Raw genomic sequence first — 21,859 nt, 5'->3', positions numbered from 1 at the left:
CCATGGCCAATCTTGGCATGATCGAGCTGTCGTTCATCCTCCTCGGGGTCATGATCCTGCTGCTGGGAAGCGGCATCTGGATCGCCGTTTCGCTTGGGCTCGTCGGCTTCGTGGCGATGGCGCTGACCACGAGCCTGCCGCTAGGGTCGGTGCTTGCGACCACCACCTGGAGCGCAAGCGCGTCCTGGACGCTGGCGGCATTGCCGCTGTTCATCTGGATGGGCGAGATATTATTCCGAACAAAACTGTCGGAGGAGATGTTCCGCGGACTTTCGCCCTGGGTTCAGTGGCTGCCGGGGCGCCTGACCCATGTCAATGTCATCGGCTGCGGCATCTTTGCAGCTGTGTCGGGCTCCTCTGCCGCGACCTGCGCAACCATTGGCAAGATCGCACTGCCGGAGCTCGACAAGCGCGGCTACGACAAGGGGCTCAGCCTTGGGTCGCTGGCCGGCTCCGGCACGCTCGGCTTGCTGATCCCGCCGTCGATCCCGATGGTCGTCTACGCGGTGACGGCGAACGTGTCCGTGCTTCAGGTGTTCCTTGGCGGCTTCCTGCCGGGCGTGCTCGTGATGGTGCTCTATTCCGGCTACATCATCATCTGGTCGCTACTCAATCCAAAAAAGATTCCGCCGCGCGACCCGCCGATGCCGTTTCGCCGGAAGCTGCAAGAGTCCGCCAAGCTCGTCCCGTGCCTGCTTCTGATCCTGGCCGTCTTCCTCTCGCTCGTGCTGGGTTTTGCGACCGCGACCGAATGTGCCGCCTGGGGCGTTACCGGCGCGCTGCTGCTGGCGTGGTGGAGCGGCACGCTCACGCGCAAGACCTTCTTCGAAAGCATCATGAGCGCGACGCGCCTGACCTGCATGATTATGCTGATCCTGGCAGGCGCTGCCTATACGACGGCCGCGATGGCCTATACCGGTATCCCGGCGGCGCTTGCCACCTGGGTCCAGGGACAGCAGCTCACGCCCGGCATGCTCGCGCTGTATCTGAGCATCATGTACATCATTCTCGGATGCCTGATTGACGGCATCTCGATGATCGTGCTGACCGCGGTCATCGTGCTGCCGATGGTCAAGCAGGCCGGACTCGATCTGGTCTGGTTCGGCGTCTACCTCATCATTCACGTGGAGATGGCGCAAATCACGCCGCCGGTCGGCTTCAACCTGTTCGTGCTCCAGAACATGAGCGGCCGCGATACGTTCACTGTGGCGCGTGCGGCGTTCCCCTTCTTCGTCCTGCTGCTGGCCGCCGTATTCATCATCACCGAATATCCGCAGATTGTGCTGTTCCTGCCCAAGCTCGCCTTTCCCGATTGATCGCACCCGGCTTTCGAAATTGACCGTGAGGAGAAGTACGATGACGCTTCATTTGCTCCGCGCAGGCCTGATTGCAGGCGCCGTGTTGGCCGCTGGGCCGGCCTTTTCCCAGACGAAATGGAATCTGCCGGCAGCATACCCGTCGGACAATCCGCACTCGGAAAATCTGGTTGCCTTCGCCAAGGACGTCGAAGCAGCCACGTCGGGAAAGCTCCTGATCACCGTTCATCCGAACGCTTCGCTGTTCAAGGCGCCCGACATCAAGCGCGCGGTCGTGACCGGGCAGGCGCAAATGGGTGAGCTGCTGCTATCAATCCACGAAAACGAGGATCCAGTCTTCGGGATCGACGTCGTGCCGTTTCTCGCGACCAGTTTCGCGGAGTCGATGAAGCTGTATCAGGCCTCGAAGCCGGCAATCGCGAAGAAACTCGATGCGCAGGGCATCAAGCTGCTCTTCGCCGTGCCGTGGGCGCCGCAAGGCGTCTATGTCAACAAGCCGCTCGCCACGATCGAGGATATGAAGGGACTGAAATGGCGCGCCTACAATGTCGGAACGGCGCGCATCGGCGAGCTGGTCGGCGCGCAGTCGGTCACGATCCAGGCGGCCGAGCTTCCACAAGCGCTTGCGACCGGCGTGGTGAATTCCTTCATGTCGTCTGGCGGCACGGGTTACGATTCCAAAGCCTGGGAATCCCTTAAGTATTTCTATGATGTGCAGGCCTGGATTCCGAAGGACTACACTTTCGTCAACAAGGCTGCGTTCGAGACGCTCGACAAGCCGACGCAGGACGCCATCTTCAAGGCCGCCGCCGCTGCGGAAACACGCGGCTGGAAGGCCTGGGAGGACAAGGCCAATTGGTACATCGATCAGCTCAAAGCCAAGGGTATGATCGTTGAGCCGCCCAGCCCGGCGTTGAAGGCCGGCTTCCAGAAAATCGGCGAGCAGCTCACCGCCGACTGGCTCAAGAAAACAGGCGCTGACGGCCAGGCATTGATCGACGCCTACAGGAAGATGTGAGGACGGGGAGGACTTTCGTCCGCCGCGTGCGAGCGGGCGGAAGTCTCCTGCACGTTCGCTTCCATCGACAAAATGGCGAGATCACCAAGTGTAACGCAGGACAGCCTTGCCGGTACAGGAGCGTACAAGGCTCGATAGCTCGCTGTCGACAGTTGCTGCGGCCGACCATCCGTTGAGCGCTCGCAGCTCGAGCGATACGCCCGTCAGCGCCGAGTTCGGCGCAATCGCGGTGCTGCCGATGACGAAGCCTTGAGGGGATACGGCCTGGAGCACCGCCGGCATCGATTGCGTCGCGCTGAAATCATGTGCCCAGGCAAGACGTCCACGCAAGTCGAGGAGGCCCCCAGCCAGCAGGAACGACGTGCCGGCGCGCAGGCCGAGCTCGCTGCGGCTGTCGGTGAAGCTGTTGCTGCCGGAGGTCGTCGCGGATGGGTCGGCCGCGTAGGCCGGCTGGCCGGGGTTGGTGGCCAGGCGAAACATGGTGATCTGGCCGGCCGCGTAAGGCGTGATGCCGAGCCATGGCGTCGCAATCCGGTAGCCGCTTTCGATACGACCGGAATAGGCATTGGCGTTGACGGCCGGGGAGAGCTGGTCGCCGCCGGCCGGCGTCACCTGATGATCGCTGGTGATGGCCTGCCAGCCATAGGCCAGCGCGGTCGCGACATAGGCCGCGCCGATCGTGTGCCTGACGAAGGTGCCGGCCTGGAACAGGTCGGAGCGGCCGCTGGACAAATTGCTGGCAAAGCCGGTGCCGCCGCCGGCGAGCGCAAAACCCACCCGCGTCTGCGGCGAGAGCGAGTAGTCGGCGCCAACCGCCGTGGCAAAGCTCCGGCTGACCGAGCCGTTGCCGCCAGTCGTCATCTGCGAGCCACCGATACCTGAGGCCCAGATGCTCCAGTGCGGAGCCGCGAGCGATGGTTTGCCGTAGATGGCCTCATAGGCTTCGCGCCCGATGCCGCCATGCGTGCGGTCGTTACCGGGATCGGCATAGGCCGAAAGCTCCGAGTCGAATTCGGGTCGGCCGATGCCGCGCCCGTCGATGGCTGGATCCAGCAGGGCCTGCGTGAATTGCGTCATCGCCAGGAACGTGGATTGCGCCGTCTCGGTCTGCGACGAAGCAGCAGCGGAGCCACCGCCAAACGCCCGCCGCATGCCAAACCTGCCTGCGGCGGCGAAACCTGGAGGCTCGGCGTTCCAGCCATAGTTCGGCTGCATCCCGGCGCCGCCACCATTTCCATTGCCGTGGGGCACGCCGCCAAGAGCCGAGGCCTGCGGCGGGGGGCCGAGCATCGGGCCACCCATGCCAACAAAATTATTGCCGCCGCCGAAATTGCCAAAGCCGCCGCCAGATGCGTTCGGACCGGGATAGCCAAAATTCTCGGAGCCTGCGAAAGCGCCGTACTCACGCAAGACTTGGGCATGTGCCGCGCGCGGCAGCAGCAATCCGGCCGTCAATAGCAGCAGCGCCAGACGCGCACGCACGTCTGTGCTCACGACACCAACCGCATGAAACGCCCCAACCGCGCCGGTCGCCGGCCGCGCTGCCTGCGCGGCGAATCAGGTGGAAACAGCGAATCCGACGGGAGAGAAACGTAAATGCGTCTCTAATGTTTTCCAATCTTTTCCTGTGATGTCCTGATGTCGTCGAACAGTCACAATCGTTTCGGGACGACGCGCGATCGTTGCGGCCCGTGTTTCTACATGTGTCTGAAACCGGAACGCACTCAGGCTGTAATCGCCTTGGCCGAGCCGACCTCGTTGCGCAGCAGGAATTTCTGGATCTTGCCCGTCGACGTCTTCGGGATCGGTCCGAACACGACGGCCTTCGGCGTCTTGAAGCCGCTCATATGCGAACGGCAGAAGGCGATGATGTCGGCCTCGCTCGCGCTCGCACCGTCCTTCAATTCGACGAAGGCGCAGGGCACTTCACCCCATTTCGGATCGGGCTTTGCGACCACGGCGGCGAACAGCACGGCCGGGTGCTTGTAGAGGATGTCCTCGACCTCGACCGACGAGATGTTCTCGCCGCCGGAGATGATGATGTCCTTGGAGCGGTCCTTGATGATGACGTAGCCGTGCTCGTCGAGCACGCCAAGATCGCCGGTATGAAACCAGCCGCCCTCGAAGGCTTCCTTCGTCGCCTTCTCGTTCTTGAGGTAGCCCTTCATCACGATATTGCCGCGGAACATGACCTCGCCGATTGTCTCGCCGTCACGCGGCACCTCCTGCATGGTCTGCGGATTGATGACCGTGACGCCTTCCTCGAGCGGGTAGGGCACACCCTGCCGCCGCTTCATGCGCGCCCGTTCGGGCGCTGGAAGCTCATCCCAGCCGGGCTGCTCGGCGCAGACGGAGGCGGGGCCGTAGACCTCGGTCAGGCCATAGACGTGCGTGAGCTTGATGCCGATGTTTTCCGCACCCTCCAGCACCGCGACTGGCGGCGCGGCGCCTGCGATCAGGCCGACGACGCGGCGGGCCGCGTTGGCTTTGGGTGCGTCGGGCGCATTGATCAGCGTGTTGTAGACGATCGGCGCGCCGCACATGTGGGTGACGCCGTGGGCCTTGATCAGCTCGAAGATTTTTGTCGGCTCGACCTTGCGCAGGCAGACATTGATGCCGGCAGCTGCCGCGATGGTCCACGGAAAGCACCAGCCGTTGCAGTGGAACATCGGCAGGGTCCAGAGATAGACCGGATGCTGGCCGAGTTGGCCCGCGAGGATGTTGCTGATGGCGTTCAGATAGGCGCCGCGATGATGGGTGACGACGCCCTTTGGATTACCTGTCGTGCCGGAGGTATAGCTCAGCGCGATCGCGTCCCATTCGTCCTCGGGCGGAATCGCCGTGAAGCCGGGATCGCCTTGCGCAACCGCCGCTTCATATTCGATCTCGCCGATGCGCTTGCCGCCCTTGAAGACGGCATCGTCGACGTCGATCACGAATGGCTTTGGCCCGCTCATCTGCGCCAGCGCATCGGTGATCACGCTCGAAAACTCGGGATCGACCAGAATGATCTTGGCGCCGCCATGGTCGAGCTGAAACGCGATCGAGGGCGCGTCGAGACGGATGTTGAGCGCATTGAGCACGGCGCCCGTCATGGGCACCGCGAAATGCGCCTCGTTCATCGCCGGGATGTTCGGCAGCATCGCCGCGACGGTGTCGCCAACGCCAATGCCCTTGCCGGCAAGATAAGAGGCAAAGCGCTTGCAGCGCTCGTAAGTCTGGGCCCACGTGAAGCTGCGGCCTTCGTAGACGGTGCTGACGTGATCGGGATAGACGGCGGCGCTGCGCGCGAGGAAGCTCAGCGGGCTCAGCGGCACATAGTTGGCAGGGGTCTTGTCCAGGCCGATATTGTACTGGCTCTCACGCATCGACACCCTCCTTCACACCGCCTTACAGGAATCCGATCGAAATCCACGGGAAGACCGCGACGATGATCAATCCCACCAGCAGCGCCAGCAGATAACCCCAGATCGGCCTGATGCCCTCGGCCGGATCGACGCGTCCGATGGCGCAGGCGGCATAATAGCCGACGCCGAAGGGCGGGGCGAATAATCCGATGCCCATGGCGAGAATGATCACCATCGCGTAGTGGACCTCGTGCACCCCGACGGCACGCGCAATCGGAAACAACAGCGGCCCGAACAGCACGATCGCCGGGATTCCCTCCAGCACGCTGCCGAGGATGGTGAAGGCCAGGATCGAGACGGCGATGAAGGCCGCCGGTCCCCCGGGCAATCCCGTCATGGCTGATGCCAGCGAGCGCGAGAACCCGGACTGGGTCAGACCCCAGGCCATGCCGGTGGCCGTGCCGATGATCAGGAGGATCGCACCCGACAGCGCCGCGGTCTCGACCAGCATCGGAAACAGCCGCCGCCAGTCGAAGCGGCGGTAGACGAGGAGGCCGACGAGGGCGCCATAGACGATGCCGATGGTGGAGACTTCGGTGGCGGTGGCGATGCCTTCGACCACGGCGTAGCGGATCACGAAGGGCAGTGCGAGCGCGGGCAGGGCGATGACGAAGGTCTTGCCGATCTCGCTGCCCGTGGCGCGGCGGACATGACTCATATCCTCGTGACGGTAGCGCCACCACACCAGCATGCAGAGCGTGACCGCAAGCACCACGCCGGGCAGGAGGCCGCCGGTGAACAGCGCCGCGATGGAGACGCCGGTGACCGAGCCGATCGTGATCAGCACGAGGCTCGGTGGGATGGTCTCGGTTTGGGCGCCAGTTGCCGCAAGGAGCGCTACGAGATCGCCGGGCTTGGCGCCGCGCTGCTTCATCTCCGGGAACAGCACGGGCGCGACCGCGGCCATGTCGGCGGCCTTGGCGCCGGAAATGCCTGAGACCAGATACATGGCGCCTACCAGCACGTAGTGCAGCCCGCCGCGGACATGGCCGAGCAGGCTCGCCAGGAACGCCACCATGGCCCGCGCCATGCCGGTCATCTCAATCAGGAGGCCCAGGAACACGAACAGCGGCACCGAGAGCAGGATGAGGTGGCTCATGCCCTCGTCCATCCGCCCGACCAGCACCATGACCGGCGTACGCGTGGTCAGCGCCAGATAGCCGAAGATCGCCAGCCCAAAGCCGAACGCAATGGGAACGCCGGCAAAGACGCAGAAGCCGGCGACGCCGACGAAAAAGATGACGAGGTTGAGATTGCCCAGCGGTCGCAACGACGGCTCCGCCAGCCAGAACAAACCGATCACGACGGCGACCGACAGCACGGCGGCCACGACCGTCCGGTAGTCCGCCGCGCGCAGCAGCCGCAGCAAGGCAAACGCCGCCATCAGGCAGATCCCGACCGGGAGCGCAGCGGCGCGCCACATGTTCGAGATCTGGAGCGCCGGCGTGGTGATGTAGCTCTCTTCGTAGGCGTAGTCGTAGGACGGCCAGACGATCAGCGCCAGGAACGCAAGCGCGGCACAGGTCGCGACGAGGTCGAGATAGGCCCGCATCGCCGGCCTGGCGCTCGCGACGATCGCTGTCATGCGCATGTGCTCGGAGCGGCGGAACGCCACCGCCGCGCCCAGCATAGCCAGCCACAGGAACAGGATCGAGGCGAGCTCGTCGGACCAGATCAGCGGCCGGTGGAGACCGTAGCGCGCCACCACGCCGGCAAACAGGATCACGATCTCGGCGACCACCAGGATGGCTGCCGGGATTTCGACGATGAGGCCGAGGATGCGCTCCAGCGAAGCCAGCAACGAAGGTCGGCGAGGGGACTGCACAGCCACCTCGCCCACCACTTCGGTCACCTCAACCTCGATATGAGCCATGACGGCCTGGATGGGTTACGATAGCTTGCCGACGGCCTTTTCCAGGAGCTCCCAGGGCTGCTCGCCGTATTTGCCTTTCCACTCGGCATAGAAGCCGGCGGCGCGCAGCTTGTCGCGGAACGGCGCGACCGTGGGCTGGTTGAAGGTCAGGCCCTTAGCCGCGAGCTCCTGCTGGAGATTGGCGTTCAGCTTGGCCGTGTCCACACGCTCGTTGACGGCGGCGGCATTGATGTTCTTGGCGACGACGGTGCGCACGTCCGCCGGCAGCTTTTCCCACGCGCGGCGGTTGGCCAGGAACCAGAAGCCGTCCCACATATGGTTGGTCAGCGAGCAGAACTTCTGCACCTCATAGAGCTTTGCGGTCGAGATGATGGCCAGCGGGTTCTCCTGGCCCTCGACGATCTTGGTCTGGAGCGCCGAATAGACCTCGCTGAAATTGATCGAGGCGGGCGCGGCATCGAACGCCTTGAACATCGAGGTCCATAGCGGCGACACCGGCACGCGAATCTTGAAGCCCTTGAGATCGTCCGGGCCCGTGATCGGCTTGCTCGACGACGTTGTCTGGCGGAAGCCGTTGTCCCAGATCTTGTCCATGACCTCGAGGCCGGCTTTCTTGATCTCGCCGCGGACATAGCCGCCGAGGTCGCCGTCCATGGCCTTCCAAACCGTGTCGTAGTCCGGGAATGCGAAGCCGATGCCGTTGATCGATGCCGCCGGCACCAGCGTTGCCAGGATCAGGCCCGACAACGTGAAGAACTCGACGCCGCCGGAACGGATCTGGCTCAGCATGTCGGTGTCGGACCCGAGCTGGTTGTTCGGAAAGATCTGGAGGTCGAACTTGCCATTGGTCTCACTCTTGATCGCGGCCGCCATCTCCTTGGCGCGCACGTTCAGCGGATGGGTGTCCGGCAGGTTATTGGCATATTTGTAGGAGAACTCGGCGGCCTGGGCACGGGCCACATAAGGCGCGCTGACGCCGCCGAAGACGGCGGTCGCGGCGGAGGCCTTGAGAAGCGTGCGGCGGGAAAAACGCGTTGAAAAGACCATGGGTCTGCTTCCTCGGAAGTTTGTTCTTGTTGTGAGACGCAAACCTATACAGACGTCTGGTCGGCAGTCATCTGCGATCTCGCGAAGCTCGCTTATTGCAGCCGGACAAGGTCGCGGCAATATCGGCTTTGGGCAGATGGGCTGGATTCAAAAACCGCAAAACAACCCCATGCACAGTAGCCGCCAAGAGCCGGGACGATGGTTGGTGGTCGACCGGAGAATCGACTGGAAGCGAAGGCGTGGTGGCAGGAACTCCACCTAAATAACTGATCTAATTGAATATAAATATATTCCATAATATACCTTATGCGAATTACGGGATAACCAAACCAAGCTGCCTGTAAATGCCCAAGTGGATGTCAAGTGAAGTCGCGCCCGCCCCGGCAAAACGCTGCACCTTCAGGCACCGGGCTGACTTGAACCGCAAAACGGCGCGCCGCGCAGCGGCTCACTGCAGTTTCATGACCTGCTCAAGGGCGACCCGGTGCTTCAGCACGGCAAATCTCTCCCGCGCGCTGAGGCTGGCTACGACCTCTTCGAAACTGTCGCTCTGCTCAATCTTGGCGCGGGCAATCGCAAGGTCCACGTCGATCCATCGCGATTTGCGCGGCGGCGGCTCCAGTGACTCCATATGCGCTCTCAACAGCCCACGGTTTTGCCAGAGCGCCAACAGGGCTCCGGGAATCTCGATCCGGGGCAAGCAGGCAAGCTCGCTCGCCCGCTTCAGCACTGTCGGCGAGAGATTATCCTCCGGCGTCGCAAACAGGCGCGCCATTCTCATTGGTGCCGACGTGACGAGTCCGATCGGAATGGCAAGAGCGAGGCCAATGATCACCGGCGACATCCAGAGCAGCAGCGGCAGCGAAACGGCGTAGGCACTTGCCGCCATCGCCATTCCGCACAAACTCGGGACGGCGAATTTGCGATAGACCTCCTCGCGCCTGATCCCGCCGTCGCCTCGCCGTTGCACCTGCCAGCCGGCATCACGCCCGAGCAGGATCTCCGCCACGGCAGTCGATTGAAAGATCATCATGGACGGAGCGATCAGGGCTGCAAGCAGGCTCTCGGCGATGACCGCTGCCAGGACACGAAATCCGCCACCAAAGGCCTGCCGTTCCGCACGCTTCGTGAGCAGAACAAGATATGCCAATAGCTTCGGCAGAATGAGGAGCCCCATGGTCGCGGCAAAGACCCAGGCGGCAAGCACGGGATCTTGTGCGGGCCACGTCGGAAACAACGCAAAACCTTTGGGAAAGTATTCTGGCTTGACGAAATAGGCCTGCAGAGAGATGAGAATTCCGAGCAATAGAAACAGCAGCCACAGCGGAGCGGTCAGGTAAGAGCCGATCCCGGTCAACAGGTGAAGCCTGGATATCCAGTGTAAACCGCGGGCCGGCAGAACGGCGAGATGCTGGAGATTGCCCTGACACCAGCGGCGGTCTCTTGCGGCAAAATCCAGCAATGACGGCGGCACCTCCTCGAAGCTGCCGCCCAGAGCGGGGGCCATGAAGATCCCCCACCCGGCCCGTCGCATCAGTGCCGCTTCGACAAAATCGTGACTAAGGATGTGCCCACCGAACGGCTTCCTCCCGCGCAGTTCGGGTAAGCCTGCCTCCTGCGCGAAAGCCTTCGTCCGGATGATGGCATTGTGTCCCCAATAGTTACCCTCGGAGACGTGCCACCAGGCGTTTCCGGCAGCGATCAACGGGCCGTACAGACGGCTGGAGAACTGCTGAAGCCGGCTAAACAGGGTGCGCGCATTTACGACGATGGGAAGCGTCTGAATCAGTGCGGCTTGTGGGTTTGCCTCCATCGCGTGCACCAGCCGAACGATGGTATCTCCGCTCATCAGGCTGTCCGCGTCGAGAATGATCATGCAGTCGTAAGCGCCGCCGAAGCGCCTCACCCATTCGGCGATGTTGCCGGACTTCCGAGCGGTGTTGTCGGACCGGTGCCGATAGTAGAGACGGCCGGAACCACAGCTCCGCTGCAGTTCCACAAATGCAAGCTCCTCACTGATCCAGATGTCCGGGTCCGTCGTGTCACTGAGAAGAAACCAATCGAACAACGCGGCATGTCCGGTCTCGCCGATCGACTCGTGCATGGCGCGGAGCCGGGCCGTGAGATGATGGGGATCCTCGTTATAAGTCGGCAACAGCATGGCCGTTCGGCCGGTGATCGCCGGCAGCGGACCGTGGCTGTCGATTGGCAGCACATCCTGTCGACGTCGCAGCAGCACAAAGAAGCCCGCCAGTGAAGACATGAATGAAAACGCGATCCAGGCGAGCAACACGAGGAATAGCGCAAGCACAATCCCTTCGAGTACCGTGACGCCGCCAACTTTGAGAACATCGTACATCTCAAAGGCGCCCCCAGCGGTAATCGCGATCGTTCCGAAAAAAATGAACAGGCGCCGCGCTGCAACCGCTCCGCTGGCCCGCTGTCGCGTCAGCTTTGCATCGGTGCTCCCGTCCAATCGACATGGCGGCATCGGGAGAGGCGTTTCATCCGGGAGATACCGAACGCTCAGGTCAGACCCGAGCGCAGGCGAAGTCGTCAGGGCGCCCATCGATAAATCCATACTTCGGATATTGGTTGATCGCCCTGCATCAAGACCGCCCTCAACTCGATCGGTGCATTCTTGACGATGCACTGAAAACTCAGGCGCCAGCCGCCGGTTTCTGGATTTGGCTGTGTGACGACATTGCTGATCTCGGATTTGTCCGCGCTGACGGCGCCCTTCACCCTGTCAGGATCGACCTCTTTCAGCCTGTCGCCGGCAAGTTCGAGCACGAACAGCTTGCTGCCCTCGCCCCGCGTGCCAACGCCGGTGCGGGTAAATCGGGCCAGCGAATTCGGTTTCGGCGTATCGGGACCCCAGTGCAGCCGATAGGTGTAATTGTTCTCGCTTTTGGCGGGAATGGCCGCTTTCGGACGCCAGAACGCAGCGATGTTGTCGTGAATTTCCTCCTTGGTCGGGATCTCGAAAAGGACCACGCTGCCCTCGCCCCAATCTCCTATCGGTTCGACCCAGAGGCTTGGCCGACGCTCAAAGCGCGATTCGATGTCCTCGTAAGCAAAAAAGTTCTTCTCTCGCTGCATCAGGCCAAAGCCGCGCGGGTTGAGATCATTGAACGTGCCGGTCTGCAGATCGCGAGGATTGTTGAGTGGACGCCAGAGCTGCTCGCCCTTTCCGTTGAATATCGCAAGGCCATCGGAGTCATGCACCGCGGGGCGGAAGTCATCGACATTCTGCCGATCGTTCGGACCGAAAAAGAACATGCTCGTCGTCGGCGCAAGTCCAGCATGTTGCAGTTCGACCCGCGGATAAAGCGCCATCTCGACGTCAAAGACCGTGCTTGCACCAGGCCTGATCGTGAATCGGTAGCTTGCGGTTGCGCTCTTGCTGTCGAGCAGCGCGTGAACCACGATGGATGTGGCACCCGATGCGGGCTTCTCCAGCCAGAAGGCCTTGAAGAAGGGAAACTCCTCTCCCTTGGCTTCGCCGGTGTCGATCGCAAGACCGCGCGCGGACAGCCCGTAGGTCTCGCCTTTGGCAACGGCGCGGAAGTAGCTGGCGCCGAGAAAAACGCAAACCTCATCATGGTAGTCGGCCCGGTTGATCGGGGCGTGAATGCGAAAGCCGGCAAATCCGAGATCGACATCCGGCACCGGGCCGATCTTGTCGCCGAACGCAAAATCGTCGCGCCGGTACCGGATCGGCGCGGCTCGTCCACCAGAGACCTCGTAAAAGTCGACCTTGTTCTTGTAGAAAAAACCGCGGTGGAAAAACTGGATCTCGAAGGGCAGTTTCTCGCTGCGCCAAAGCGCCCGCTCCGGCAGGAAGCGAATTGACCGATACTGATCGTAGTCGAGATCCTTGATCCCGTCCGGGAGCTTTTCCTCCGGTGCCTCAAACGGCTTACTCGCCATATTGCGGGCTAGGTCGCGCACATAGGAGGTCCCGAACGGGACCTCCTCCGCCAATGCCGCAGGGAATGCACCCGGTAGAGATGTCGCCAATGGCATCAATGCCGAGGCTTCCAAGAAGTGGCGGCGGTTCAATTGTTCTTCCCGTTCGGTTCCGGACCGCCAAGGCAACCGTCTCGACGTGTTCAAGTTCCACCGACACCGCCGAATCGGCGCGCGGGCGGCGATCAAGGTCCAGATGTCGCCTGGGTGCACGTTCGCCGGTCCAAAGCCGGAATGCGTTGGGATCTCGCCAGGCCGGCTGAATTCACGATGCCCAAACCCTTGCCTTCGACCTACAATCAATATCTCGTAGGGAGAACAGGCCGTTCAAACCGGCCGACAACGAGAAACGGAGGTTCGTCATGCAGGAGAACGTCGCCCGCGCCGGCAGCTCGCGCGCCATTCCATTCGATGCCGCCAAGCTCGATCGTCTCATGGAGGCCGCAGGGCTCGACGTCCTGATCGCGACCTCCAAGCACAATGTGCAGTACCTGCTTGGCGCCGAGCGCGCGATCTTCTTCGACTATATGGATGCCATGGGCGTCAGCCGCTATCTGCCGGTGCTGGTTTATCCCAAGGGCGCACCTGACAAGGCTGTCTATATCGGCCACCGGCTGGAGACCCATCAGCGCGCCGTCGCGCCGCCCTGGGTGCCGCAGGTCCGCACGGAGTCCAACGGCTCGGTCGACGCGATCACGCGCGCCGTGGCGCTGATCCGGGATGCCGGCGTGCCGCTGAAGCGGGTCGGCGTCGAGATGGCGTTCCTGCCGATGGACGCAGGGAAGGCGCTGGCCGACGCCCTGCCCGGCGCCGAGCTCAAGGACGCGCTGCTGGTGCTGGAGCGGCTGCGGGCGGTGAAGTCGGCGGATGAGCTGAGGCAGCTCAAGACAGCCTCGGAGCTCGTGATCGCATCGATGCTGGAGGTGATTGGCAAGCACGGCCCGGGCACCACCAAGCAGCAATTGTCGGACGCGTTGCGCGTCGCCGAAGCCAACCGCGGGCTGACCTTCGAGTACTGCCTGCTCGCCTGCGGCAGCAGCCACAACCGGGCGCCGTCGTCGCAGCGCTGGGAGCAGGGCGATGTGCTGTCGCTCGACTCCGGCGGCAATTATCACGGCTATATCGGCGATCTCGCGCGCATGGCCGTGCTCGGTGAGCCCGACACGGAGCTGAAGGACTATCTCGCCGAGATCGAGGCGGTGCAGCGCGCGGCCTTCGCCGCGGTCCAGCCGGGCACCATGGGCGGCGATATCTACGTCGCGGCCGAGCGGCAGCTCGCCCGAATCAGCCAGCGCGGCTGCACCGATTTCCTGGCCCACGGCATGGGCCTCGTCAGCCACGAGGCCCCTCACCTGACAGCCACGGGTCCGGTGCCCTACGACGACACCGATGCCCGGCTGCCGCTCGAGCCCGGCATGGTGGTGTCGATCGAGACCACCATGAAGCATCCGAAGCGCGGCTTCATCAAGCTCGAGGACACGGTCGTGGTGACGCCGACGGGGCACGAGATTTTCGGCGAGGGTGGCCGCGGGTGGAATCTCGGCGGCAGCCTAACGCGCTGACGGATTTCTCAGCCCGACTTCTTGTGAAGTGTCGCGAGCGACCCGAAGATTTGGAGCCACGCTTCAGGCGAGAAACCTGCGTAGCGTTCCCGCAGCATCCATTGCGGCGCACCAACCGAACACGATCGCCGGGCCGATCATTGTGCCAGGTCCCGGGTAAGTGCCGCGGAAGATCGAGGATGAATCAGTCCCGACCGCGTAAAGGCCGGACAGTATCTTTCCGTCGCGAGACAAGACCCGCCCGCACAAATCCGTGCGCACACCCGCACTGCTGGCAAGGTCTGACGGCCAGACGGCCACCGCATAGTACGGTCCTGGCCCGATCCGCCGCAGACAAGGATTCGGTTTGCCCCTGGGATCGCCATTGAACCGGTTCAGTTCGCTGGAGCCTCGGCCGAAGTCTTCGTCGATCCCGGTTTCTGCAAAGCCGTTGTATCGCTCGACCGTCTGCACAAGGTGGTCGGTATCCACGCCGATCTTGCGGGCCAACGCCTCGATGGTTTCGCCTTCCATCAGATATCCGGCATCGAGGAAGCCACTCAAATTCCTGGTCCCGGGATGAACCAGCCCGATACCAAAATCCCTGATGAAGCTGCGGTCGCAAATCAGGAAGGCCGGCGTAGCTGACGCTTCCGACGCATTCGAGCGCAGCATCGCTGCGACGAAGTCGTGGTAGGAATCGGCTTCATTCACGAAGCGGCGGCCGGATTTGTTCACGGCTAGCAGCCCCGGCTTGGCCCGATCCAGCATGATGTGCGGGAAGACCGAGACATGGCCATCGGCCTGCGCCATCACCGAGCTCGGCATCCACAAGGCCGGGCTTTCGAGGTCGCGCTCGATCACGGCGTTGACACGCTCGGCCGCGAGGATGCCGTCTCCGGTGTTGGATGATGGCGCAAGCGAAAAGCGCCGTGCGGTGTCCGGGAACAACCGCTCACGAAGGTCACGGCTCCAGCCGACACCGCCTGTCGCCAGCACCACGCCTTTGCGGGCACGTATAGCCACCTCTCCGCCCGGAGACGACAAGGCGGCACCGACGATGGCGTCGCCTTCGCAGATGATCTCGTGAAGTGCTGTCTCAAATCGCAAGCCGACGCCGGCGCGACGGACGCTGTCAAATAGTCTGGCAACAAGCGCATTGCCCATGAGCAGTCGCGTTCCGCGCCTGTGGTGGATTCGATCCAGCGCATGGCGCGTGAGAAGGCCGACGACGTGTCGAAAATTCGTCCAGTTGCGGAAGGGTGCCAGCAAAGGCGAAATGTCCGCCTTCCCGATCATCATGCCGCCGAGAGCCATGAACTCCCGGCGGGGCGGCCCGATGCGGGCAAAGTCGCTGCCGAGCTTGCGACCATCGAACGGCACCGCACCGAGCGCTCGACCGCCGATCGCGGCGCCCGGCAGGTTCTTGTAATCGGGATGGACCGGCGGTGCGGCGAACTGCACGCTCGTCTTCTGCTCGAGATAGTCGAGAACGATCGGGCCAACTTTCAGGAATGTGTCCAGGCGTTCGTCTGTCGCGTGCGCGCCGAGCATCGCGGCGAGATAGGTGCGCGCAGCCTCGATCGTGTCAGGGGTGCCTGCGCGTTGTCCCTGCCGATTGCCCGGGATCCAGACGGTACCGGCGGAAGTCGCGGTCGTGCCGCCCACCATGTCCGACTTTTCGCAAAGAATGACATCGAGCCCTTCGAGGGCACCGACCAACGCGGCCGTCATGCCGGCGGCACCGGCGCCTATGACCAGCAGATCGGTCTCAACGGCAAAGCAGCGATCGCCTTGCGGCATCCGGAGCACCCTTCCTTCAGGAATTCGCGCGCGCCCTCTCGACCACGGACTTGCCCGCCGCGAGCGCCCGGCGCGCTCGCGTTTCGGCATCAACGGTCTTCGCCAGTTGAACGGTCGGGACTTCAATGCTGATTGTGAGGTCGTCCGGCATCGCCTTCGTCAGTCCAATAAGATCGATGGCACCCTCGCCCGGAAACATGCGCTCCTCACGCGCGGCATGGATGAGCTGCTCCGTCGTGGCCGGACGTTCGGCCGGGCCGTCGCAGAGTTGCCAATAGTGAAGCCGACGCGCCGGGATGGTGCGGAGATCGACAAGGGAGCTCTGCGATCGATCGAAATGCAGCGCATCGACCAGAATGCCGGCAGCGGGATGATCGACATCGCCGACGATCCGCATCGCGGCCTTGAGGTCGGGAACACTGGTCCAGGGCATGAATTCGAGATCGGACGTCAGTCCATACGTTGCGGCCGCTTCGCAAAACTGCCGGTAGCGATCCGAAAACCGTGCCAGATCCGGATCGTAGGCGGCAACGAGGATATGCTTGGCGCCGAGGCGCGCACCCGCCTCGAAGAAGGGTGTGAAGGACGCAACGTCCGTCTCCGGCCGGAACGCAACGACTTCGAGATCGGCGACGGTCACGCCCGTCGACTGCAGCCGCGCCAGCGTCTCCCGCAGCAGCGGTGCATCGTCCATCAGGCGATAAGCAATTCCGCCCGGCGTTGCTGGCAGCAGCCTCAGCCCGACTGTCTCGTAGCCGCAGCGCGCCGCCAGCTCGATCATCTCGGGCGGCGCAAGCTCGAGCACGGTCAGGGCAGCGAGCGAGAAACTTGCCATCAGCCGAAATCCGCGATGCGGGCGTCGAGCGCGAACATGCCTTGATAGACCTCCGGCTCGCTCGCCCGGCCGAGAACGTCAGGCGCAATCGTGCGCGCCTGCTGCAAGGTGGCCTGCAGCGAGGTCAGGTCGAGCGCCTCGATCAACAGAAGGCCTGAGAAGAACCCCTCCTCCTTGCGCATGCCCTTCTCAGTGGTCGGCACCGATGTCCGTGCCTCGTCGCTCGCGCCGATCTGCACGGCCGCGACCCCGTCGCATGCAACGAGCGCCTCGGCCAACTTTTGCGGATTCCCGGGCAGCTTCTCGATCCGTAGCGCAGTGATCGTAGCCCCCTCGCCGCGCCCGGCCCGCGCCACCATGGTGCCGCCGCCCCGCATGAAATTGCCGAGCTTGGGCATGATGCGCTGCGACCACGGCGTCGGTGCGTTGAGGCGCGCCAGATAGGCGTCACCATCGAGGACCTCGGGCGTTTCCAGCTCGTACAGGATGAAGAAGCGATTGACGTCGTCCCGCATCGCGCGGAAGACGCGCGATGCCAGGAAACCCCTGGTCGTGACGCGCTCCGTGGTGTGCTCGCGCGTCAGCCAGTGCCGGTAATCGGTGAGGTCCTGCGCCGCGACGTCGCTCCAGATGGCGAGAAATCCCGATCCGCGCATTGCGTTCTCCTGGCTTACGCCTGACCCGCAGCCGCAAGCCCGTGCAGAGCCGGCGGGATTGTTGCAGGCAATTGTCCGAGCTTTTGGACGGCCGCGAGCATCGCGGCGAGATAGCCGTATGGGCCCAGCCCGCAAATGACGGCCGCGCAGGCGCCCGATGTGATCGAATGGCGGTGAAGCTCGTCGCGCGCGTGGATGTTGGAGATATGCAACTCGATCTTCACGCCCTCGAAAATCTTCAGCGCATCGATCAGCGCGATCGAGGTGAAGGAATAGCCGGCCGGGTTGATGATGATCGCATCCGCCTTGCCATGAGCGGACTGGATCAGGCCGACCAGCTCGCCCTCCATGTTGGACTGATGGAACGAGATCGAGGCGCCGAGCAGGTCGGCCAGCGCCTGGCAGCTCGCCTCGATCTCCTGCAGCGTCGTCCGGCCGTAGATATGCGGCTCCCGGATGCCGAGGAAATTGAGATTGGGCCCATTGAGGATCATGATTTTCGCGGCCATTGCCCTGCTCCGTTCCGTTATGTCCGATACACTAGCCGCCGAACCACTTGGCCGGGATCGTCACCAGCCCGGGGAATAAGACCATCGCGAACAGGACGATCAGTTGCGCGATCATGAAGGGCCAGACACCCTTGATGATGTCCTCCATGCTGATCCTGGAAACACCGCAAACGACGTTCAGCACCACACCGACCGGCGGCGTGATGAGGCCAATCGCATTGTTGATGATGAAGAGCACGCCGAAATAGACGGGATCGATATGCGCCGCCTTGATGATCGGCATCAGGATCGGCGTCAGGATCAGGATCGTCGGCGTCATGTCGAGCGCGGTGCCGACGATCACCACCACGACCATGATCGCGAGCATCAGCAATGTGTTATTGCCCATGAATGGCTTCAGGAGATCGACAACCTGTGCGGAAATCTCCGATACGGTGATGAGCCAGGAGGACACCAGCGCGGCCGCGACCAGGAACATCACGATGCTCGTCGTCACCGCGGAGGAAACGAACACGTCATAAAGCTGCGACAGCTTCAATTCACGATAGATGCAGGTCGCCACGAACAGCGCATAGACCGCGACGACGACCGCAGCTTCCGTGGGCGTGAAGATACCGAAACGCAGACCGACCACGATGATGACGGGCAGCATCAGCGCCCAGAATCCGTCGATGATGGCCTTCATCATCTCGGACAAGGAGGCCCGCGGAGGTGGCGTCAGGTTCTCCTGCCGCACCACCCAGGCCCAGGCGAGGCAAAGCCCTGCTCCGAGCAGCAACCCGGGCACGATGCCCGCCAGAAACAGTTTTGAGATCGAGACGCCGGCGGCGACGCCGAAAATGACGAATCCGATGCTGGGCGGAATCACGGGGGCGATGATGCCGCCGGCTGCCACAAGGCCCGCCGCATAGGACTTCTTGTGTCCAGCCGCCACCATCATCGGCACCAGAAGGGCCGCAAGCGCCGCGGCGTCGGCCGCGGCCGAGCCCGACAGCGAGGCGAGAATGCAGGACGCCAGGATCGTGACGTAACCCAGTCCGCCGCGAAAATGCCCGACTGCAACGAGAGCGACATTGACGATGCGCTTGGCCAGGCCACCCTTGTTCATGACCTCGCCTGCGAGCATGAAGAAGGGAATGGCCATCAGCGGAAAGCTGTCCGCGCCATTGATGACGTTCTGCGCCACGATCTGGGCGTCGAACATGTCGATCGTGCTCATCAGGGCTACGCCGCAAACGATCAGCGCAAAGGCGATCGGCATGCCGAGCGCCATGGCGCCAAGCAGCGAGAAGGTGAAGACGGCAATCGTCATGGCATGGTCCTGGTGGTTTGCAGGATGCGCGTGCCAAACGGCAAGATTCGGTGCGGCAACATCAGTGCTCTTCCGATTCCTTGATGGCCACCATGTCGGCTTCGCTGGCCTGCCCAGCGAGGACACGGAAGAGGTCGTAGAGAAGGATCACCGCTGCCGACGCGCCGAAGATCACGCCAACGGCGTAAAAGATACCGAGCGACAGGCCGGTCGCCGGCGCCCGGTCGTCGATGTTGATGATGGTCTGCCGCCAGCTGCCCGAGAGCAGCAGCCAATCGGCAAACAGCATCAGGCAGTAGTTGGCGACGAAGCAGATGCGCTTGCCGGAGGCTGGCAACATCCGGACCAGACTATCGACGCCCAGATGGGCGTGCTCGCGCAGCGCGACGATGGCGCCGAGGAAGGTCAGCCAGACCAAGAGCCAGCGCGACAGCTCCTCGGAAATCGCGATGCCGGAGTTGAAGCCGTAACGCAGAACGACGTTGCCGAACACCAGCACGACCATGACCGCAAGACACGCGGCAATGACGGCCTTCAGGAAGCTGCAATAGAGGTCAAGAGCTCGCGCCATGCGTGACGTCCGGGCAAATGAGGGGTGAGCAGGCCATTGGCCGGCTCCGCCGCCCGCGTGATGAAAGAAGTCGGCTACTTCACGTCCTTGCGGATGCGCTCGACTTCGTCGTTGAAGAGCTTCACCGTCTCGGGACGAAGACTGGCAGCAATCTTGTCCGCGACCGGCTGCGACGTCTTGCGCATGCGCTCGGTCTCCTCGGGAGCGATTGCGTTGTACTGCATGCCCTTGGCCTGCAACTCCGCCAGCGCTTTTTCGGTCTGAAGGCGCGTCTGTTCCTTCTGATAGCCGCGGCTCTCTTCATAGGCCTCCCGCATCAGGCGCTGCTCGGTCGGCGACAGCTTGTCCCAGAAGATCTTGCTCACCAGAATGATGTTCAGCGTGAAGGTGTGATTGGTGGCGGAGACGAATTTCTGCACTTCGTAGAATTTGTTGGAGAGAATGACCGTGTAGGGATTCTCCTCGCCGTCGACGGTGCGGGTCTCCAACGCCGAATAGAGCTCGCCGAAGGCCATCGGGACCGGATTGGCCTTAAAGGCGCCGAAGGTCTCGAGATAGACCGGGTTCGGAATCACGCGAAGCTTGAGGCCGCTGAAATCCTCGAGCTTGGTGATCGGGCGAGTGCTGTTGGTGACGTTGCGGAAGCCGAGGCCCCAATAGCCGAGGCCGATCAGCCCCTTCGACGGCAAGGTATCGAGCATTGCCGTGCCGAACTTGCCGGTCGCGAGCGCATCGGCCTGCTCGGTCGTGTTGAACAGGAATGGGAAATCGATAAGACCAAATTCCGGAATGACCGTCGCGAGCGATGTCGTCGAGGCCGACAGCATCTCCTGAGTGCCGCCGCGCAGCGCGGATTGCTGCTGCAACTCGTTTCCGAGCTGTGAGGCCGCGAACTCGCGGACCTTCATCTTGCCCCCGCTCTTCGCCAGCAGGATCTCGGCGAATTTCCGTACGCCAAAGCTGACGGGGTGGTCGGTGTTGTTCAGGTGCCCCCACCTGATCGTCCGCTCCTGGATGTCATCCGCGGCGGATGCGCCGACCGTCAGCGCCACGCAGATCGCCGTCGCCGACAGCGCCCGTACCAACAAGCTCATCGTTTCCTCCCTGTTCCCTCGGGCACGAACGGCGGCTTAAGCGCTCATTTTTCCGTACCCTCAGCTTATTCAGACATCATAGATATATTTTCATGTCAAACGACATTATCAATTTCATATGAGATTTCTATAGACGTTAGATGTTTTGAGTCTGCTATAGTGCTGGCAACATTGACGGTTCGCCTGCAGCAAGGGCGAACGGCGGTCCGGACAATCGGGATCAGAAGGCATGACGGCACTCGAGGAACGGCCTTTGTCGGCGGGCGACAGCGGCTATCAGCGCATCCGCTCCGACATCATTTTCGGCGTGCTGACGCCCTCCGGGCGTCTCAGGCTCGATGCGATGAAGGAAGACTACGGCGTCAGCATCTCGACGCTGCGTGAGATCCTCAATCGCCTCACGTCCGAGGGGTTCGTGGTGGCCGAAGGCCAGCGCGGATTCGAGGTGGCGCCGATCTCGATCCAGAACCTGCGTGAGCTCGCCGATCTGCGCATCCTGCTGGAGCACCATGCCATGGCCGAGTCGTTCCGCGCCGGCGATGTCGAGTGGGAAGGCCGCGTGGTCTCGGCGCATCACAAGTTGGCTGCGACCGAGCGCACCGTTCTGAGGGAGGGCGACGATCCCGAGCTGCGCAAGCGCTACGACGGTGAATTTCACCAGGCGCTGATTTCGAGCTGCGGCTCGCGCGAGTTGATGCATACCCACGCGGTCGTGTTCGACAAATACTTCCGCTATGCGCTGCGCTATCGCGGCACGGAGACGATCAACCAGCACAAGGCGCTGCTGGAATGCGCGTTGAAGCGCGACATCAAGAGCGCCCGGGCCGTGCTGAGCGAGCACATCGATGGCTGCGTCGCGCATGCCCTGTCCTCCTGGAAGGACGCCTGATCGCCCTCGCCTGCCC

General features: G+C 62.8%; 17 protein-coding genes. 4 read left to right on the top strand and 13 right to left on the bottom strand.

Features of this window, described 5'->3' with window-relative positions:
* The first annotated feature begins 2 nt into the window (after window positions 1–2).
* Window positions 3–1,316, top strand: coding sequence for a TRAP transporter large permease (locus ABIC09_RS11325; RefSeq protein ID WP_148749233.1), 1,314 nt, complete (start codon window positions 3–5; stop codon window positions 1,314–1,316).
* 40 nt (window positions 1,317–1,356) lie between these two features.
* Window positions 1,357–2,334 carry a TRAP transporter substrate-binding protein gene (locus tag ABIC09_RS11320; protein WP_354109295.1) on the top strand — a complete coding sequence of 326 codons (978 nt, stop codon included), beginning with the start codon at window positions 1,357–1,359 and terminating at the stop codon, window positions 2,332–2,334.
* Window positions 2,335–2,415: 81 nt separating this feature from the next.
* On the opposite strand, the gene ABIC09_RS11315 is transcribed toward ABIC09_RS11320, so the two are convergent.
* From ABIC09_RS11315 to ABIC09_RS11290, 6 genes are all read right to left on the bottom strand, one after another.
* Window positions 2,416–3,816: an autotransporter outer membrane beta-barrel domain-containing protein gene (locus ABIC09_RS11315; protein ID WP_354109294.1), complete on the bottom strand. Its 1,401-nt coding sequence runs from the start codon at window positions 3,814–3,816 to the stop codon at window positions 2,416–2,418.
* A gap of 242 nt (window positions 3,817–4,058) precedes the next feature.
* The gene (locus tag ABIC09_RS11310; protein ID WP_354109293.1) at window positions 4,059–5,702 is read right to left on the bottom strand and encodes an acyl-CoA synthetase; all 1,644 of its coding nucleotides are present in this window, start codon (window positions 5,700–5,702) and stop codon (window positions 4,059–4,061) included.
* A gap of 22 nt (window positions 5,703–5,724) precedes the next feature.
* Window positions 5,725–7,614, bottom strand: a complete 1,890-nt coding sequence (locus ABIC09_RS11305; protein WP_148749229.1) for a TRAP transporter large permease — start codon at window positions 7,612–7,614, stop codon at window positions 5,725–5,727.
* 15 nt (window positions 7,615–7,629) lie between these two features.
* Entirely contained in the window at window positions 7,630–8,661 is a 1,032-nt protein-coding gene (locus ABIC09_RS11300) for a TRAP transporter substrate-binding protein (RefSeq protein WP_148749228.1), read from the bottom strand.
* A 448-nt stretch (window positions 8,662–9,109) separates the two neighbouring features.
* The gene (mdoH, locus tag ABIC09_RS11295) at window positions 9,110–11,230 is read right to left on the bottom strand and encodes a glucans biosynthesis glucosyltransferase MdoH (RefSeq protein WP_354109292.1); all 2,121 of its coding nucleotides are present in this window, start codon (window positions 11,228–11,230) and stop codon (window positions 9,110–9,112) included.
* Complete coding sequence (locus ABIC09_RS11290) at window positions 11,218–12,726, bottom strand: glucan biosynthesis protein G (protein WP_354109291.1); 1,509 nt, start codon at window positions 12,724–12,726, stop codon at window positions 11,218–11,220. Before ABIC09_RS11290 ends, mdoH begins: the two co-directional genes overlap by 13 nt.
* Before the next feature lie 269 nt (window positions 12,727–12,995).
* Here ABIC09_RS11290 and ABIC09_RS11285 point away from each other — a divergent pair, with 269 nt between their 5' ends.
* Window positions 12,996–14,195 (top strand): M24 family metallopeptidase, encoded by a 1,200-nt coding sequence (locus ABIC09_RS11285; protein WP_354109290.1) that lies wholly within the window; start codon window positions 12,996–12,998, stop codon window positions 14,193–14,195.
* 63 nt (window positions 14,196–14,258) lie between these two features.
* Here the strand turns inward: ABIC09_RS11285 and ABIC09_RS11280 are convergent, their stop codons facing one another.
* The 7 genes from ABIC09_RS11280 to ABIC09_RS11250 all read right to left on the bottom strand — a co-directional run bounded on the left by ABIC09_RS11280 (window position 14,259) and on the right by ABIC09_RS11250 (window position 20,954).
* The gene (locus tag ABIC09_RS11280) at window positions 14,259–15,977 is read right to left on the bottom strand and encodes an FAD-dependent oxidoreductase (RefSeq protein WP_354109289.1); all 1,719 of its coding nucleotides are present in this window, start codon (window positions 15,975–15,977) and stop codon (window positions 14,259–14,261) included.
* Window positions 15,978–15,993: 16 nt separating this feature from the next.
* Complete coding sequence (locus ABIC09_RS11275; RefSeq protein ID WP_148752217.1) at window positions 15,994–16,812, bottom strand: sugar phosphate isomerase/epimerase family protein; 819 nt, start codon at window positions 16,810–16,812, stop codon at window positions 15,994–15,996.
* A complete protein-coding gene (locus tag ABIC09_RS11270) occupies window positions 16,812–17,468 on the bottom strand; it encodes a hypothetical protein (RefSeq protein WP_354109288.1) in 657 nt (218 codons plus the stop codon). The genes ABIC09_RS11275 and ABIC09_RS11270 overlap by 1 nt, the downstream gene beginning before the upstream one ends.
* 14 nt (window positions 17,469–17,482) lie before the next feature.
* Entirely contained in the window at window positions 17,483–17,977 is a 495-nt protein-coding gene (locus tag ABIC09_RS11265) for a type II 3-dehydroquinate dehydratase (RefSeq protein ID WP_148752220.1), read from the bottom strand.
* A 31-nt stretch (window positions 17,978–18,008) separates the two neighbouring features.
* Window positions 18,009–19,289 (bottom strand): TRAP transporter large permease subunit, encoded by a 1,281-nt coding sequence (locus tag ABIC09_RS11260; RefSeq protein ID WP_354109287.1) that lies wholly within the window; start codon window positions 19,287–19,289, stop codon window positions 18,009–18,011.
* Window positions 19,290–19,350: 61 nt separating this feature from the next.
* The gene (locus ABIC09_RS11255; protein WP_354034544.1) at window positions 19,351–19,860 is read right to left on the bottom strand and encodes a TRAP transporter small permease; all 510 of its coding nucleotides are present in this window, start codon (window positions 19,858–19,860) and stop codon (window positions 19,351–19,353) included.
* Window positions 19,861–19,934: 74 nt separating this feature from the next.
* Window positions 19,935–20,954, bottom strand: coding sequence for a TRAP transporter substrate-binding protein (locus ABIC09_RS11250; protein ID WP_354109286.1), 1,020 nt, complete (start codon window positions 20,952–20,954; stop codon window positions 19,935–19,937).
* 229 nt (window positions 20,955–21,183) lie between these two features.
* Between ABIC09_RS11250 and ABIC09_RS11245 the strand changes: the two genes are divergently transcribed.
* The gene (locus ABIC09_RS11245; RefSeq protein WP_148752228.1) at window positions 21,184–21,843 is read left to right on the top strand and encodes a GntR family transcriptional regulator; all 660 of its coding nucleotides are present in this window, start codon (window positions 21,184–21,186) and stop codon (window positions 21,841–21,843) included.
* The last annotated feature ends 16 nt before the right edge of the window (window positions 21,844–21,859 follow it).

The sequence above is a fragment of the Bradyrhizobium sp. S3.12.5 genome (assembly GCF_040548225.1).
GTDB classification, from domain to species: domain Bacteria; phylum Pseudomonadota; class Alphaproteobacteria; order Rhizobiales; family Xanthobacteraceae; genus Bradyrhizobium; species Bradyrhizobium cytisi.
The sequence above is the reverse complement of the archived record's forward strand: the minus strand, read 5'-3'. Positions and strand labels throughout refer to the sequence as shown.